Source organism: Prochlorococcus marinus str. MIT 0912, from assembly GCF_027359595.1.
Lineage (GTDB): Bacteria > Cyanobacteriota > Cyanobacteriia > PCC-6307 > Cyanobiaceae > Prochlorococcus_B > Prochlorococcus_B marinus_C.
On sequence record NZ_CP114783.1, the window covers coordinates 1649576 to 1665313 of the forward strand.

The following is a 15738-nucleotide window of genomic DNA, read 5'->3' on the forward strand; positions in this document are numbered from 1 at the left end:
GGTTTAATAGTTATCGGAATCCTATCAATTTGTTTTTAACTATTTAATTGAAATGGATACTCAAGCATTCAAGCAAACTCTTCATAAATCTGATCGTTACAATCGGAGAGGATTTGGCTCAGCGAATAAACGAGCTCAAGCGCTGGCAGAGGCTTATCAAAGTGGGTTAATTGGATCTATTAGAGATAATGGAAATGAATTAGAACATGGTCGCCTCAAAGTCAAAATTGCAGAGGCTTTTGGATTTTGTTGGGGAGTAGAAAGAGCTGTAGCAATGGCTTACGAGACTAGAAAGCACTATCCGAATGAAAAGATATGGATTACTAATGAGATTATTCATAACCCCTCAGTAAATGATCAGCTTAGAAAAATGGATGTTCTTTTTATTACTGAGGAGAAAGGTATCAAAGACTTTTCAGGAGTGAAAGATGGTGATGTAGTAATTCTTCCTGCATTTGGTGCGACAGTTCAAGATATGAAAATGTTGCATGACAGAGGCTGTCATATCATTGATACCACTTGTCCATGGGTTTCAAAAGTTTGGCACACCGTTGAAAAGCATAAAAAACATACATTTACTTCCATTATTCATGGTAAATATAAGCACGAAGAAACACTCGCTACTAGTTCTTTTGCTGGAACTTATCTAGTTGTATTTGACCTCGATGAAGCCAATTATGTAGCTGAATATATTCTTGGTAAAGGAAATAGAGCAGAATTCTTAAAGCGTTTTGCTAAAGCCTCCTCCGCAGGGTTTGATCCAGATAAGGATTTAAAAAGAATAGGAGTCGCTAATCAGACAACTATGCTTAAAAGTGAAACCGAAGAGATTGGAAAATTATTCGAAAAAACTATGTTAAAACAATATGGTCCTGCTGAATTAAATCAACATTTCCTAGCTTTTAATACTATTTGTGATGCTACTGAGGAACGACAAGGAGCAATGTTCTCTCTTGTTGATGAGCCACTCGATCTTATGGTTGTTATTGGTGGTTATAATTCCTCGAATACCACTCATCTTCAAGAAATAGCTGTTAGTAGGGGAATTCGCTCATTTCACATTGATACGCCTGAACGAATTGGAGAAGAAACAAATACAATTACTCATATGCCACTTGAAGGAGAATTAATTACTGAGAAGGAATTTCTTCCAACTGGCAATATAAAGGTTGGTATTACATCAGGTGCTTCTACTCCAGATCGTGTGGTTGAGCATGTTATTCATAAGCTGATGAAAATAAGTGAAAAAGATTAATTAGGATAAATCACAATTTTGACCCAATTTCTCGTAGGATGAATTAATAACTTTTAGTGGAAGATGGCTCAAGCAAAAAACTCTAATAATAAAGATTCTGACTCACAAAAGGTTGAAGTCGTTGTTCAAAGTCCCGAAGGTGAAGTCAATATTTTTGGAGAACTCTCAACATTAGTGCTCAGACTAAGCTTTAGTTTGTTGATGGTTCATCACGGTTTGGAGAAATTAAATGATCCAGGAGGATTTGCTGAATTCGTTGTTGGTAAATACTTCAGCTTTCTTCCTGGTGATCCTGTCATTTGGACTTATATGGCTGCAGTTACTCAAATAGTTTGTCCAATTGGACTGGCTACCGGCATTTTGGCAAGATTATCTTCCTTAGGTTTACTATCGACGATGGTATTTGCTTTGTATTTCCACTTCATAGATACTGGGTTAGAGGGATTTCCTTTTGCGGTTGTAGAAAATCACAATTATATTTTTGAATTATCAGCTATTTATGCAGCCATATCATTTTATTTTTTATGTGCAGGTCCTGGAAGATTATCACTTTTAAGAAAATCTAACAAAATAACCTATTATCCAAAGGGTTCATGATTTAAGTATATAAATATTAAATTTAGAGTCCAATATTTTATAATTAATTTATTTAGCTGACTTTAATGTAAAAAATGTCTTTTACCTGTGAGAACCATCTTTATGCCTGATTGATTGCATGCTTCAATAGAATCTTTGTCTCTGATACTTCCCCCTGGCTGAATAATTGAGCTGATACCATAATCAGCTGCCATCTTTACAGTATCGTTGAATGGGAAAAAACCATCACTAGCCAAAACAGCACCTTTTGCTTTGTCTCCAGCAGCTTCTAATGCAATTTTTGCTGAGCCTACCCTATTCATTTGTCCAGCTCCAATTCCTAAACTCTGTTGATTAGATGCAACTGCTATAGCATTTGATCGTATATGTTTTACAATTTTCCAAGCAAAAGATAAGTCATTTATTTCTTCTTCTGTTGGGATTAGTTTAGTAACATTTTCCCATTCTGTTTGATCAATATTTGGTTCATCTAAATCTTGAACTAATAAACCACCAAGTATACTTCTTATATGATTTTTATCTGCTTTTTGAATAGACTCGGCTTTTAATTCTAGTAGTCTTAGATTTTTCTTTTTTGAAAGTATTTCTTTTGCATTATTATCAAAATATGGAGCTACAATACATTCAATAAATATATTTTCAAGTTCTTTAGCTGCAGCTTCATCGACAGGACAATTAATAGCAATAATTCCACCAAAAGCACTTACCCTATCTCCATCTAATGCTCTTTTTAGAGCTGTTGATGGTGAATCTCCAATTGCGACTCCACAAGGATTTGTGTGCTTAATTACTACCGCCGCTTTTTTATATGAGTCATTTTTCATAGCTTGTTCGTATCCAAATTCTCGGAGAGTGGATAATGCAGCCTCCAGATCAAGGAGATTATTTGTACTTAATTCTTTTCCTTGTAATTGATTAGCTCCGCTCCAACCTTTTTCAGACTCTCCATACCATGTGGCCTTTTGATGAGGATTCTCTCCATACCTTAGTTCTTGTTTTAATGGCAAGCTTTGAAACCAAGAAGCTTTTTTTGAGGGGATTTGGTTTGCAATCCATTTACTTATTGTTAGATCGTAAATAGCTGTGTGCTCAAAAGCCTTTTGAGCATAATTTTTTCGTAATTCATTAGTTATTTTTTTTGATTTGTATGCATCAATTAAGTTTGAGTATTGATTTGGATTAGTGACTACAAGAACATCTTGATGGTTTTTTGCAGCTGATCGAATCATTGTTGGACCACCAATATCAATATTCTCGATTGCTTCTTCCCATGAAACATTTTCTTTTGAAATTGTTTGCTCAAATGGATATAAGTTAACAACAACCAAATCTATTGGATTGATATTTTGTTTCTTCAAATCATCCAAATGAGTTTGCTTATCCCTTCTGGCCAAAATTCCTCCATGAATTTTGGGATTAAGTGTTTTTACCCTGCCTTCAAGAATTTCTGGAAATCCTGTGTAATCTGCTACTCGAGTAACAGGCAGATTTGCGCTCTCAATTAACTTTGCTGTTCCACCACTCGAGATTATTTTGAAGCCTAATTCATTAATTAGTGCTTGAGCTAGAGGCACTAAACCAGTTTTGTCTGAGACACTTAGCAGAGCTATGGGTGACATCTGTATTGTTTGAAATCGATTCTTCTCGATAACCTACGCATCAAATAGGCATATTGCATTCAAGATGACTGAACTAGTCTTATTAAATTCTGAATCCGCAACAAATAGATTGGTTTTACTTCATGGGTGGGGAGCTGATGAAAATGATCTAATACCTGTTGGAAAATTATTAACTGAGGGGTTAAAAGATCGTTTTGAAATAGTTTCTCTTTCCGCTCCCCAGCCTCATCCAAGCGGATTAGGTAAGCAATGGTATCCGTTGTACCCTCATGAATGGGAACAGGTTCCAGAAGCAGTATTAGATCTTGAAAAGCGTTTAAATAATCTTTGCTTTAAACACATACCTTTAAATAAAACATTACTGCTGGGTTTCTCTCAAGGAGGTGCAATGGCCCTAGAGCTTGCATCAAGAAATAAATTTGAGGGAGTTTTTGCACTTAGCTCTTATCCTCATCCCGAGTGGAAGCCTTCAAAAGATATGCCACCTATTTTCCTTTGTCATGGAAATATTGACCAAGTAGTTGATAAAGCCGCTTCTCAGAAAAGTTTTGATATTTTGTTAAAAAATGGAGTTAAATCAGAATTATATTTTTTTGATGGAGGCCACGAAATAACTAATAATCTAATTCAGTACTGCCGTGAAAAAATTAAACAAAAATTTTTAAGTTAAACAAAAGCGTATTCATACTCTTCGATTTCTTCCCAATCATCTGCTGTAAGTTCTAAACCAGCAAAAATTTTGTCCTCTCCAAGATATTCAACAATAACTCTCAGGGAAGGAAAAAGAAAGTGATTTTCCTCAGCGTACTGAGCACTAAACAAACCTTTCTCTCCCCAAAAGAAGCGATCAGTAGTGTGCTCATTACGACGCACATTTAGTATCGCTGGTGCATATAAGCCCTCTTCGGCAATAAATCGTCTTGCTGCGGTCACAGGCTTATGTTGGCCTGTTCCTAAATGAAAAATAGGGACATGGGACATAACTCGCTGTCCTGCGAGTCTGCGTCTGCTAATTCTTTTACGCTTCTTAGACATGAAAAAACTACCTTATTGGGTTGAGAGATTTAGGGAATTGCTTTTGTATTAGCTCTGGCTGAAGCTAGAGTTTTTTGAGAAAAATAGATTTGAAATTGAGATGGAAAGTCATTCTCAAATTATGAAAAGTGGACCACGGAAATTACCCATCAATTTCTTCCGCAGACTCAAAGTCGCTCAAAGCGCTCACTTTTGAATTAAATTTGAGATAACCTCCTGTAAGAGATCTATATTCTTTATTCACATCTTAATACTTTTTTTCAATTTTACAAGTTTTTGAATACTTCTTTCCCCTTGTTCAAAGTTGCATAATGAGCTCAATGCAGTATTCAGAACGGTTTTTGAATTTTGTTCAACAGCAGTTGATGAGCTTTCAGGCTGATCAAGAATTGGAGCATGTTGTTGTTTACGTAGCTCGGTCTGGGGACAGCGGGTCTCCTACGTTGGAAGTTGTTGGACAGTGGCCGAAATTAGAAAAAGTATTACAGCCGGTAGAAACTGATATTGCCCTTCGCACTCCTTCAACTAATAGGAGATGGTATCCGTTGCAAGAGGGGTCAATTCTATTGGGCGTAATTCGTGCGGAGCGAATTGCTTCTGAGGAAGAATGGCCTGAATCTCTTGATCAACGCTTGCAATCAGTGTCAATTTTACTTGCTCACTCTCTTGCGTCAGAACTTGATAGAAAAAGGTTGTTAGATCAATTAGATGGTCAAAAGGAGCAGATATCTTTAATGGTTCATCAATTAAGAAATCCATTAGCTGCTCTTGGTACATATGCAAAACTTCTTTTGAGGAAAATAGGACCTGACAGTGAACATGAAGATCTTGTGAAAGGCCTAATGACAGAACAAGCGCAAGTTAATAAATACCTTTCTGCGTTGGATCAACTTAGTCAAGTGAAACTACCTCAAGCTGAGGATGGATCAAATAGATTGCTCTTGCCTCCCCTTTTGCCCACTGAGACCAAAATCAGTGTAAAAAGCTTAATAGAGCCTTTGATTGAAAGAGCTAAAGCTAGGGCTAATTTGCAAGGCAGGAAATGGTTTAGTCCTTCAAAATGGCCAACTTGGATGGAATCAAGATCAATTTCAGAGGGCGTTATTGCCGAAATTGTTGCAAATCTGCTTGAAAACGCATTTCGTTATAGCCCTCCTCAAGCATCTATCGGGATAGAATTTGTTGAAGAGAGTATCTGTGTTTGGGATGAGGGCATCCCTATAAAAGAGGAAGAAAGAGAAAAGATTTTTGAGAAAGGTTTTAGGGGTGAAACTGGTTCGAAAATGTCTGGGAGTGGAATTGGTCTTGCCTTGGCTAGAGATTTGGCAAGACAATTAGGTGGAGATTTACAGCTAATTGTTAATCCAAGCATATTTAAAAGCTCTTTACCTGATTCAGGGAATGCATTTGTTTTTAATTTGGAATCAAAATAATACTTAATAGTAATAAATTAGTTGTTTCTGTTATGACTAAAGTTGCTCCATAAGTATCACCACTATGTCCTCCTAATGATTTATTTATAAAGTGTGGAATTAATATTGAAGTTATTAAGCCTGATAAAATGCAATATATTAATAGAAATGCATTAAATATATTTAAACTATTTAGAAATAGATAAAGACTTATAGCTATAGAAAGTATTATCAATGATGGTCTTATCTCTTTGGATAGGCCTTTCCAGTTTTCATGATGAATGGAACTTGATTCTTTTTTGAAAAGATACTCATAATTTTCAATTGCAAAAATTTGAGAAATTCTTCCCCAAAAGGCTGCTAATGGGAAGGCAAAAGGCGCATAAAAACTAAGTTTTATGATTGCTGCCATTTGAAGAATCAAAATGATTACTAAACTTTGAACACCTATTGAGCCCACTCTGCTGTCTTTCATTGCCTGTATCCGTTTTGATGGACCTGCGCCAATGCCATCAGCTGTATCCATCAAACCGTCAAAATGAATTCCACCAGTTATAAAAATACCGAGTGCAATACATATCAAAGCGATAGAAATATTTGGCCAATTAAAATATCTCAATAAAAGCCAAGAAAATGATTGTAAAAATCCAATCAAAACCCCTACTAAAGGGGCAAAACGAGCAATTCTTCTGAATTTAGGTTTGATTATTGGCCATTGAGGAAAAATTGTGTAAAAAACCCATGCACCTGCAAAGTCACTTAGCCAGTCTTTAAAAATCAGAATTACAACCTCAATTGTTTCTTAGGTCAAAATAGTTATATAACTAGTTTAAGTTATGGAATTTTTAGGAATAATTGAAAAAGCCCTTCTTTGATTTCCAAATAAAAAGCAGATGCAATTCGACACTAGCTCGTGTTGGTTCTTTTAAAACACCAAATGGAATTGTAAATACTCCTAGATTTATGCCAGTGGGGACTTTGGGAACAGTCAAGGGCGTTACATCTAAACAGCTAAAGAAAACAGGAGCAGAAATGATTCTTGCAAATACTTTTCATCTTCATCTGCAACCTGGCGAAAAGATTGTTCAAGAGGCAGGGGGTCTACATGAATTTATGAGTTGGGAAAAGCCAATACTTACTGATTCAGGAGGTTTTCAAGTGTTTAGTTTGGCAAAGTTAAATAAAATTGATGATGAAGGGGTTTCTTTTCAAAGTCCAAGAGATGGTAAACAGATTTTTTTGACTCCTGAAAAAGCTATAGAAATTCAAATAGCTTTAGGTTCCGATGTCGCAATGGCTTTTGATCAATGCCCCCCTTATCCAGCAAGCGAATCAGACGTTGAGGATGCTTGTAAAAGAACTCATCATTGGTTGGAGAGGTGCCTAAATGCTCATGACAAAGATGATCAAGCAGTTTTTGGAATAGTTCAAGGGGGGTGTTTCACTCATTTAAGGGAATTGAGTGCAAAAATCGTCTCAGAATTTGATTTGCCTGGAATCGCTATAGGAGGTGTGAGTGTAGGTGAACCCATAGATCAAATGCACAAGATTGTGCGAGAAACCTGCCCTCTATTACCTGAAGATCGACCAAGATATCTTATGGGAATAGGCACATTGCGAGAAATGGCCATAGCCGTGGCCAATGGAGTAGATATGTTTGATTGTGTAATCCCTACGCGTTTGGGAAGGCATGGAAGTGCTTTGGTGAATGGTGAGACATGGAACTTAAGAAATTCACGCTTTAAAGACGATTTCAGACCACTGGACTCATCTTGTCCTTGTGAAGCTTGTACTGGATATACAAGGGCATATATTCATCATTTAATTCGCAATAAAGAGTTGCTAGGTCTAACGCTTTTGAGTTTGCATAATCTCACTCATTTGATCCGTTTTACAGGTGCTATGAGGCAAGCAATTGTGGAAGGATGTTTTTCAGAGGATTTCGCTCCATGGCAGAGTGACTCTAAAGCGCGTCATACGTGGTAGCGTGCGTGCTTAATACGTCCATTATTTCTTAGGGATGGCACTGATTAATCTCGACTTGCTTGCTGAACTTCCGGTTGCTTACCAGGCTTTTGCACCAACAGTGGATGTACTTCCGCTTATACCTCTTTTCTTCTTTCTGCTTGTTTTTGTTTGGCAAGCAGCGGTTGGCTTTCGTTAAAAACGAAGTTTTTATTCCTGGTTTTTTACAATTTAAGTAATCTATTAGAGGTTCTTAACAAAATAAAATTTTTGACCGAATTAAAAAATCGGTCAGAAATTTTGCTTTTAAGATTTGATAAGTTTTATTTTAAATCCCTTTTTTAAGCAAAATGTCTTCACTTGGCATTGAGACGGCTTTCTCAATTAAATCAGCCAGGTGAAGTGCTCTAGAAGCTTGAAGCCCTCCAACAGCGGGTTTCTCCTTACCCCTAACGCATTGCAGAAAATGCTCTAGCTCTGCATATAGTGGCTCAATTGATGTTGTACTTACTTCTTCTATAAAACCATCATTCCTATAAAGAAGTTCCCCGTGATCAGCTGAATACCATTCATGTGCTTTTCTATGGATGTGAATATTGTGATTTAAGAAATCTGTTTCTATAAGACTTTGTTTGCAATGAGCACTCAAACTTCTAATTTTTTTGTGGCTCATTTTGCTTGCAGTCAGACTTGCTACCACACCGTTTTGAAAACCTAAGGTCGCATTAACGTAATCCATGGGTCCTTCCCCACTGCATCCTCCAACTGCAGCAAGCCTTATCACTTTTGAATTTGCAAGTTCAATAACTAAATCAATATCGTGAATCATTAAGTCCAAAACGACTGAAACATCATTAGCTCTCTCGGGATGAGGACTATGCCTTCTAGCTTCAAGAACTACAACTTCTTCATTAGCAACTACTTTTGTTAATTCTCTGAAAGCCGGATTAAATCTTTCTATATGGCCAACTTGTAATAACTTTTTCGCTTTATTTGAAGCATTTATCAAAGATGCGGCTTCTTCTTTATTTGCTGCTATGGGTTTTTCAATTAATACATGTTTTTCGGAGTTTAGACACTCTAGTCCTACTTCTTGGTGAAATAATGTAGGCACAGCAATACATACAGCTTCTACTTGATGTAATAAATCCTTGTAATTTCTATACCAATTGCAATTAAATTGCTCCATCGCTAATTTACCTCGTTCTTCGTCTAAATCTGCAACTCCGACTAGCTCAGCATCTTTGAGAAGACTGAGTACTCTTGCGTGGTGCCATCCCATATTCCCAATCCCTATTACACCAACTTTTACGGGAATAATATTTTCGTTGATCTTGGAGATTGTTTTCATATTTTTTTTATTATTAATAAATTGACTGTTTTATAAATTATTTAGGAAGGGTTATTTTTACTTTATTTATTCTCGGACCTTTCATGGAGATGATTTCAAATATGATTTCATTATGAACCAACGTTTCTCCTGAGTTGGGAATTTCTTGGAGCTTTTCTAAAACAAATCCCGCAAGCGTGTAATGATCATCAGCTTCTGGTAATGCAAGTTTAAGTTCTCTATTTAGTTCTATTACTTCTATCTCGCCAGAAGTAATCCATATTTTTTTTAAGTCATCAATAGGTCTTAGCTCAGATTCTTTATTATCAAATTGAATCTCATCTCCAACAATTTCACCTGTTAAGTCTGCTGAGGTTATTAATCCTTCAGTTCCTCCATATTCATCAACAACTAAAAGCAGTGGGTTTCCATTTTTTATAAGCGGTAATAATTCAGCCAAAGTAGAAGTTTCTAAAACACGAACAACTGGCTCTACATAAGGCTCTAAAGATGTGTGGGCTTGCATTTTTCCTTTGGCTATTGGATCAGCAAGTTGCCTTAAATCCAACACTCCAAGAACATTATCAAGGGAATCATCAATTACTAAATATCTTGCATGACGCGTTTTGTGAACTTCTTCCATCATTTGAGTGAAAGAAACCTCTCTTGGAAGGGTAACCATCCCTGATCTTGGAACCATTACTTCTCTGACTTGTGTATCTCTCAGTGCAAAAACACCTTCAAGTATGTTTCTCTCGTCAGGCTTTAATCCTGTTACTCCACCAGTTTCAATTAATTTTTCTAATTCTCCTGCGGAGAATGCAGCTGTAGTTAGACTTTCTGATTGAGTATTGAGTCTAAATAATTTAAGAATTAATAAAGCAAGTCCTTCTAGCAAAGAAAGGAATGGTGACATCCATTTTATGGCTGCTTCAATAAGAGGTGATAATTTGAGGGCAGCAGTCTCTGTTTGATTAAGAACAAGTGCTTTTGGAAGAAGACCAGATATTAGAGTGGCTAAAAGTACAACAGTAATAAAAAGTATTAGGTCTAAAAAATAGTTAATTGAAGCATTTTTTCCCCACCATTGACTTGCGAAATTTTTACAAATCCAGCCTATTGAAATCAATGAAATAGTTATTCCTAACTCTGCTATTAAAAGAGTTCTTCTTAGCCTTTTCTGCAGACGAATTATCGAATTTGAACCAGGTAATCCATCTTCTACTAGTCTTTGAACCTTAGTTGAACGAAGTCGCAAAATAGCAAACTGACCTGCATTGAAAAATGCAGGTATCACAAGCAAAATACAAAGAAGTAATAAACTCATTAATAATTTTTTTATGGGGGTGGCGAGGATCGAACTCGCCTAAGGCGAATTATGAGTTCGCTGCATTCACCAGATTGCTACACCCCCAAAAAAGCAGAACCACAACTTTTTTTGATAATAGTTAATTAGTTTGCCTAAAGTAAATATATATCTAATCCCACCAAGATGTTTAATAATTAAACTTGCATATAAAGATATGAACCCATTGAATCCTCCCTTAGATGAAATCAAAGAAAATCTTTTAACATTATTAGCTCAAAAAGCTTATAGGTATGGAGATTTTTCTTTGGCTTCCGGAAAAAAAAGTTCTCATTACGTCAATTGCAAACCGGTCTCTTTATCAGGTCCAGGTCTCTTATCGATAAGCTCACTGTTCTTGAACCAAATAAATGAAAGAGATATTGGAGTAGCTGGATTGACTTTGGGTGCCGATCCTTTAGTAAGTGGAGTTGTAATGTTGTCGGCTCAATCAGGTATTAATCTAAGCGGTTTAATAGTAAGAAAAGAAGCTAAAGGTCATGGGACGGGAGCATGGCTAGAAGGACCTTTGCCTCCAAAAGGTTCTTTGATTACCGTTTTAGAGGATGTTGTTACCACTGGAGGATCTTCTTTAAAAGCTGTTGAAAAACTTAGAAGTGAAGGGTATTTAATTAACCAAGTACTAGCAATAGTCGATAGAGAAGAAGGTGGAGAAGATGCAATGTCTAAAGCTGATTTAAATTTAAATAGTCTTTTCTTTTTAAAAGAAATTGTTGAGAGAGCTAAAAGTTTGAAATGACAAAGATTAAACCATTGATTTGGGATGAAACATTTCCCTCATTACTTCTAAAAGGGGAAGGTGCTGCTGCTTTCTTGCATGGTCAAACAACCGCTGATGTTTTTGCTAACAAAGAACTAGACCGAATATTCATGAGTTGTTGGCTATCAACCATTGGATCTTTAAAAGCTATATTGGAAATTCGACTTTCAGAAGATACGGCTGAGATAGTTATTATTAGTGGTGAAATTAATTCTATAAGAGATGGATTTGAAGCAGTGATATTTCCAGCAGATAAAGTTAAGTTAGAAGTTATAGATCCAATCAGAAGAAGACAAGAAATAAATAATAATAATTCATGGAAGAAATCAAATTTTAGTTGGATTGATAATAATGATTTGATTCTAGAAGATATAAGTAATTCTACAAAAGCTACTAAACAAGAATTGGAAAATTGGAAAATAAGACAAGGAATCCCCAGCTTTGATAGAGAGATAAATGGAGAAACAAATCCTTATGAATTAGGATTAGCAGATACTATAAATCTTGATAAAGGCTGTTATCTAGGTCAAGAGGCAATGGCTAGGTTGTTTAGGTCTAAATCTCTAAAATGTCAACTTCGTTATTGGGAAGCTTATGGAGAATCTAATGAGTTTGATATTGGTAAAAAATTTTTTAGCACTAATCAAGAACAAGGATTAAAAAAAAGTTTAGGATTTATTACTTCTTCAATTAGGGGCAAAGATAATTTTTTTAATGGACTGGCATTAATTAAGAGAAATTTTCTTGATCAGGATTTTTGTTTTTCTGAAAATGGTAACTCTATAACTATCAAAAAAACAATATCTTTTACTAATCCGTTTTAATCTATTGCGATATTCTCACTCGTGATCTACTAACCACTTCGCGATCATTAAGGTAGCTATGCAGTCATCACGATTATATTCAAAAATTGAATTTAAATTCCTAGAATACATTTTGTTTATTTTACGTGATTTTTTCCATTGTCTCCACCATAAAAGAGCTCTAGCTCCATCTACATTAGTTTTTTCCCATTCAAATCCAATCCATTCTGCGATTGATTTAAGACCATAATTTCTTACTGGAAGGCACCAGCATTCTCTAATTAATAAATGTATATCAATAAATCTTTTTTTTAATGCTTCAATTTCATGTGGATTAGCCCCTTGACTTAATCCCAGCTTTAGTAAAGATATTGGTTCTGTTTCACCATAATGAATAATGGGATAGTCTTTATTAAGACTTAATTTTTTCGTTATTCTTTCCCAGAGAAAACTTTCAGTATTTTTTTCAAGATTAAGTAATGGTGAATATTTAGTTTTTTCTAAACTTATTTCGTCTTTAATATTTTTTGGTAATCGAATAAATCCATGTAAAAAATCATGTTTAATATCTGGGTCAGATTCAATATCATAAATATATAAGCCTTTTGCTTCCTTTAAATTATTAAGTGTTATTTCTGAATTTATTTTGATTGCCTTGTTTCTAATTTGTGATTGCGATTGTAAAATAATTTGTTTGGAAATATCACCATGTTGTGTGCCAAATCTTTCAAGCTTTTCCTTTAATTTATAATGCTTAATCTTCGCTAATTCTTCTATACTATTAATGCCAACTTTATTTAATAAAAGTTCTCTTTTTGCTCCAATTCCGCTAACTTCACTTAGACTTCCCTCTTTGATTGATACAGCATCACAATCTTTTCTCCATGAACATATTGTGCATTTTTTTCTATTAGAAGTTATGGGTGGAGGAGTTTTTGATTCAATATCTTTCTCTAGATTTAATAATGAATCGATTAATTCTTTATTAATTTTATCACTTAATCTTATCTTTTCGACTTTGATGATTTTATTTTCTTTGTGTAATATCACCCCTTTTTCGACTTGATATTTCTGTAAGTTATTGATTAATAAAGCTTTCATTGCAAGTATTAATCTATGCTCTCTTGTGATTTTTTTTCCTTGCCTAGCTAAAACTGGTTGGTAAGAAAAATTACCCCATATACTTTCTCCTGATGTCTTCTTTAGGATCGGTAAATTTCCTTTGATAATTCTATTTTTAATAAGAGGATATTTAAGTCTGACCCCATAGGCGATGTTTTTCCCCTCTTCACACGCTTGAATTCCTATCCCATAACTTTTTTGTGAGAGATTATGAAAGCATTCTATTTGATGATTTAATTGAAGTGTGCTATGAGCGGTCCACAACTTTTTTTGTTTATCACCATAAATTTCGAGCCACGCTTTTCTTCTGCATCGAATCCAACTCCTTAAAAGGTGATCATTAATTGGTTTGGATTTATTACATTTCATACTTAGAGATTAATCTGAATTTATTCAAGAACAAAGTTTCGCCAACATAAAGATGAAAAAGAAAAAGTTGAATCTCGCTAAAGAGGAAATTTCTTTCGGAACGGATGGATGGAGAGGAATATTAGGCGTTGATTTCACTTTGGAAAGATTACTTAAAGTTGCAGCAGCAGCAGCTCAGGAGCTTGCTTATGTGAAGGAGAAAAAAAATAATAAAATAATCATTGGTTATGACCGACGTTTTCTCGCAGAGGAGATGGCTGAGGCGGTTGCATCTGCAGTTAGAGGAGTAGATTTAGTACCTTTATTGTCTTCTTCTGCGCTGCCAACTCCCTCTTGTAGCTGGGGAGTAGTGGAAGAAAATGCACTTGGTGCACTTGTGATTACAGCAAGTCATAACCCATGCGAATGGTTGGGTTTGAAAATAAAAGGTCCTTTTGGAGGCTCAGTTGATAGCTCTTTCACCGATTCCGTTCAAAAAAGATTAGATGCTGGAGGAATATCAATTCCCGTCGAAGACTTAACCCAGAGAGTTGATTTTCGAAAACAACATCTATTGGGGATTAGTAAGAAATTTGACATGCCTTTGATTGCTAATGGCTTAAGAAAATTAGGTGTGAAAATTTTTGTTGATCCAATGCATGGATCTGCAGCGGGGTGCATGTCTGAATTATTTGGCTCTGATAGTGATGAGCTTATTTATGAGTTAAGAACAAAAAGAGATCCTTGTTTTGGTGGTAACCCTCCAGAACCTATGAAGGGTTACCTATCGCAATTAATAGAAGAAGTTGAGGATTCTTTCAAAGAAGGTAAGTTGACTATGGGCATAGTTTTTGATGGAGATGGAGATCGAATTGCAGCGATAGATGAAAAAGGTAGATATTGCAATACACAGTTGTTAATGCCTGTTCTTATAGATCATCTAGCAAGATTCAAAAACATGTCAGGTTGTGTTGTTAAAACTGTAAGCGGTTCGGACTTGATGCGATTGGTTGCGGAAGACTTGGGGAGAGAAGTGCTCGAGAAGCCAGTTGGGTTTAAATATATTGCTGAAGAAATGCTTTCAAGAGAAGTTCTCATTGGAGGAGAGGAGTCAGGGGGAGTTGGATTTGGACATCATTTGCCAGAGCGTGATGCTTTGTTTACCGCTTTGCTTTTGATGGAGTCAATAGTTGCTGATAGTAAATGTTTAGGTGAGAAAATAGATTCTCTTCATGCTCGTTTTGGCGAGAGTCATTTTGAACGTATTGATTTAACTCTCAAAGATATGGAGATGAGAAGGAACTTGGAAAAATTTTTAAAACAGAAAACTCCATCTTCAATAGGTCATAAATCAGTTTTAGAGGTTGTTTCAACTGATGGAATAAAACTTGTACTTGATAAAAGTCATTGGCTTATGTTCCGCTTCTCTGGAACTGAGCCTCTTTTAAGAATTTATTGTGAAGCCCCTTCCACTGCAGAAGTTACTTCCACTTTGTATTATGCAAAGCAACTTATAGATCATAGTTTTGGATAATCTCCCTCTAGTAATTGCTAGTGGCAATGAAGGTAAAATCGGAGAATTTAAAAAACTTTTAGAGGATTTTCCATTTGATTTATTGACTCAACCTGTTGGATGTGAGATTGAGGAAACAGGGAATACATTTATGGAAAACGCAAGAATCAAAGCCATTGCTGTTAGTCAAGCGACAGGTTATTTGTCTCTTGCTGACGACTCTGGGTTAAGTGTTGAGGCTCTTGGAGGGGCTCCGGGTATTTATTCTTCTAGGTATGCAAATTCGGATAAGGAAAGAATTGAAAAACTATTAGCGGAGCTAAAACCTTTTCAAAATAGAAAAGCTAAATTTGAATGTGCATTATGTATAGCTAGTGGGTCAAAAGTGTTGATAGAAGTTTCAGGCTTTTGTGAAGGTCTAATAACTTTTACCCCAAAAGGGAAAAAAGGGTTTGGTTATGATCCGATTTTTGAAGTTTCTGGATTAGGTGAGACTTATGCGGAAATGGACCACGAGAAAAAAAAGCACATTGGTCACAGGGGGAATGCATTCAAATTGCTCATACCAGAATTGAAAAAACTATTGGTTTCTATAAAAATGTAGTTTGTCCTT

16 protein-coding genes and 1 tRNA gene are annotated in these 15738 nt (G+C 35.6%); 10 read left to right on the forward strand and 7 right to left on the reverse strand.

What is annotated here, in order from left to right:
* Positions 1–52: 52 nt before the first annotated feature.
* Together O5640_RS09440 and O5640_RS09445 are read left to right on the forward strand one after the other, a co-directional pair.
* Positions 53–1255: a 4-hydroxy-3-methylbut-2-enyl diphosphate reductase gene (locus O5640_RS09440; RefSeq protein ID WP_269612209.1), complete on the forward strand. Its 1203-nt coding sequence runs from the start codon at positions 53–55 to the stop codon at positions 1253–1255.
* A 63-nt stretch (positions 1256–1318) separates the two neighbouring features.
* Positions 1319–1852: a DoxX family protein gene (locus O5640_RS09445; protein ID WP_269612211.1), complete on the forward strand. Its 534-nt coding sequence runs from the start codon at positions 1319–1321 to the stop codon at positions 1850–1852.
* A 62-nt stretch (positions 1853–1914) separates the two neighbouring features.
* On the opposite strand, the gene purH is transcribed toward O5640_RS09445, so the two are convergent.
* Positions 1915–3471 (reverse strand): bifunctional phosphoribosylaminoimidazolecarboxamide formyltransferase/IMP cyclohydrolase, encoded by a 1557-nt coding sequence (gene purH / locus O5640_RS09450; protein WP_269612212.1) that lies wholly within the window; start codon positions 3469–3471, stop codon positions 1915–1917.
* Between the two features lie 64 nt (positions 3472–3535).
* Between purH and O5640_RS09455 the strand changes: the two genes are divergently transcribed.
* Positions 3536–4141: an alpha/beta hydrolase gene (locus O5640_RS09455; protein ID WP_269612213.1), complete on the forward strand. Its 606-nt coding sequence runs from the start codon at positions 3536–3538 to the stop codon at positions 4139–4141.
* Here O5640_RS09455 and O5640_RS09460 read toward each other — a convergent pair.
* Positions 4138–4506, reverse strand: a complete 369-nt coding sequence (locus tag O5640_RS09460; RefSeq protein ID WP_269612215.1) for a DUF3155 domain-containing protein — start codon at positions 4504–4506, stop codon at positions 4138–4140. The two genes, O5640_RS09455 and O5640_RS09460, sit on opposite strands and share 4 nt — an antisense overlap.
* Before the next feature lie 311 nt (positions 4507–4817).
* On the opposite strand from O5640_RS09460, the gene O5640_RS09465 reads away from it, so the two are divergent.
* A complete protein-coding gene (locus O5640_RS09465) occupies positions 4818–5939 on the forward strand; it encodes a sensor histidine kinase (RefSeq protein WP_269612217.1) in 1122 nt (373 codons plus the stop codon).
* On the opposite strand, the gene O5640_RS09470 is transcribed toward O5640_RS09465, so the two are convergent.
* Entirely contained in the window at positions 5920–6714 is a 795-nt protein-coding gene (locus tag O5640_RS09470) for an adenosylcobinamide-GDP ribazoletransferase (RefSeq protein ID WP_332299700.1), read from the reverse strand. The two genes, O5640_RS09465 and O5640_RS09470, sit on opposite strands and share 20 nt — an antisense overlap.
* A gap of 59 nt (positions 6715–6773) precedes the next feature.
* Here O5640_RS09470 and tgt point away from each other — a divergent pair, with 59 nt between their 5' ends.
* Both tgt and O5640_RS09480 read left to right on the forward strand, forming a co-directional pair.
* On the forward strand, positions 6774–7904 hold the full coding sequence (tgt, locus tag O5640_RS09475; protein ID WP_269612218.1) for a tRNA guanosine(34) transglycosylase Tgt: 1131 nt from the start codon (positions 6774–6776) through the stop codon (positions 7902–7904).
* Between the two features lie 34 nt (positions 7905–7938).
* Positions 7939–8082 (forward strand): photosystem II reaction center protein K, encoded by a 144-nt coding sequence (locus tag O5640_RS09480; protein ID WP_269604438.1) that lies wholly within the window; start codon positions 7939–7941, stop codon positions 8080–8082.
* 129 nt (positions 8083–8211) lie between these two features.
* Here the strand turns inward: O5640_RS09480 and O5640_RS09485 are convergent, their stop codons facing one another.
* The 3 genes from O5640_RS09485 to O5640_RS09495 all read right to left on the reverse strand — a co-directional run bounded on the left by O5640_RS09485 (position 8212) and on the right by O5640_RS09495 (position 10627).
* The gene (locus O5640_RS09485) at positions 8212–9234 is read right to left on the reverse strand and encodes a Gfo/Idh/MocA family protein (protein WP_269612219.1); all 1023 of its coding nucleotides are present in this window, start codon (positions 9232–9234) and stop codon (positions 8212–8214) included.
* A 37-nt stretch (positions 9235–9271) separates the two neighbouring features.
* Positions 9272–10540 carry a hemolysin family protein gene (locus tag O5640_RS09490; protein WP_269612220.1) on the reverse strand — a complete coding sequence of 423 codons (1269 nt, stop codon included), beginning with the start codon at positions 10538–10540 and terminating at the stop codon, positions 9272–9274.
* Positions 10541–10554: 14 nt separating this feature from the next.
* Positions 10555–10627, reverse strand: a tRNA-Ile gene (locus O5640_RS09495).
* A gap of 109 nt (positions 10628–10736) precedes the next feature.
* Here O5640_RS09495 and pyrE point away from each other — a divergent pair.
* Positions 10737–11318 carry an orotate phosphoribosyltransferase gene (gene pyrE / locus O5640_RS09500; RefSeq protein WP_269612222.1) on the forward strand — a complete coding sequence of 194 codons (582 nt, stop codon included), beginning with the start codon at positions 10737–10739 and terminating at the stop codon, positions 11316–11318.
* A complete protein-coding gene (locus tag O5640_RS09505) occupies positions 11315–12163 on the forward strand; it encodes a folate-binding protein YgfZ (protein WP_269612223.1) in 849 nt (282 codons plus the stop codon). The genes pyrE and O5640_RS09505 overlap by 4 nt, the downstream gene beginning before the upstream one ends.
* 15 nt (positions 12164–12178) lie before the next feature.
* On the opposite strand, the gene O5640_RS09510 is transcribed toward O5640_RS09505, so the two are convergent.
* Positions 12179–13633 carry a TM0106 family RecB-like putative nuclease gene (locus O5640_RS09510; protein WP_269612226.1) on the reverse strand — a complete coding sequence of 485 codons (1455 nt, stop codon included), beginning with the start codon at positions 13631–13633 and terminating at the stop codon, positions 12179–12181.
* 52 nt (positions 13634–13685) lie between these two features.
* On the opposite strand from O5640_RS09510, the gene O5640_RS09515 reads away from it, so the two are divergent.
* Positions 13686–15146, forward strand: a complete 1461-nt coding sequence (locus O5640_RS09515; protein WP_269612227.1) for a phosphoglucomutase/phosphomannomutase family protein — start codon at positions 13686–13688, stop codon at positions 15144–15146.
* On the forward strand, positions 15139–15729 hold the full coding sequence (gene rdgB, locus O5640_RS09520; protein WP_269612228.1) for an RdgB/HAM1 family non-canonical purine NTP pyrophosphatase: 591 nt from the start codon (positions 15139–15141) through the stop codon (positions 15727–15729). Before O5640_RS09515 ends, rdgB begins: the two co-directional genes overlap by 8 nt.
* Positions 15730–15738 lie beyond the last annotated feature (9 nt).

Coding starts and splice junctions, on each gene's coding strand:
- O5640_RS09440 (WP_269612209.1), top strand. CDS start 53: ATGGATACTCAAGCATTCAAGCAAACTCTTCATAAATCTGATCGTTAC.
- O5640_RS09445 (WP_269612211.1), top strand. CDS start 1,319: ATGGCTCAAGCAAAAAACTCTAATAATAAAGATTCTGACTCACAAAAG.
- purH (WP_269612212.1), bottom strand. CDS start 3,471: ATGTCACCCATAGCTCTGCTAAGTGTCTCAGACAAAACTGGTTTAGTG.
- O5640_RS09455 (WP_269612213.1), top strand. CDS start 3,536: ATGACTGAACTAGTCTTATTAAATTCTGAATCCGCAACAAATAGATTG.
- O5640_RS09460 (WP_269612215.1), bottom strand. CDS start 4,506: ATGTCTAAGAAGCGTAAAAGAATTAGCAGACGCAGACTCGCAGGACAG.
- O5640_RS09465 (WP_269612217.1), top strand. CDS start 4,818: ATGAGCTCAATGCAGTATTCAGAACGGTTTTTGAATTTTGTTCAACAG.
- O5640_RS09480 (WP_269604438.1), top strand. CDS start 7,939: ATGGCACTGATTAATCTCGACTTGCTTGCTGAACTTCCGGTTGCTTAC.
- O5640_RS09485 (WP_269612219.1), bottom strand. CDS start 9,234: ATGAAAACAATCTCCAAGATCAACGAAAATATTATTCCCGTAAAAGTT.
- O5640_RS09490 (WP_269612220.1), bottom strand. CDS start 10,540: ATGAGTTTATTACTTCTTTGTATTTTGCTTGTGATACCTGCATTTTTC.
- pyrE (WP_269612222.1), top strand. CDS start 10,737: ATGAACCCATTGAATCCTCCCTTAGATGAAATCAAAGAAAATCTTTTA.
- O5640_RS09505 (WP_269612223.1), top strand. CDS start 11,315: ATGACAAAGATTAAACCATTGATTTGGGATGAAACATTTCCCTCATTA.
- O5640_RS09510 (WP_269612226.1), bottom strand. CDS start 13,633: ATGAAATGTAATAAATCCAAACCAATTAATGATCACCTTTTAAGGAGT.
- O5640_RS09515 (WP_269612227.1), top strand. CDS start 13,686: ATGAAAAAGAAAAAGTTGAATCTCGCTAAAGAGGAAATTTCTTTCGGA.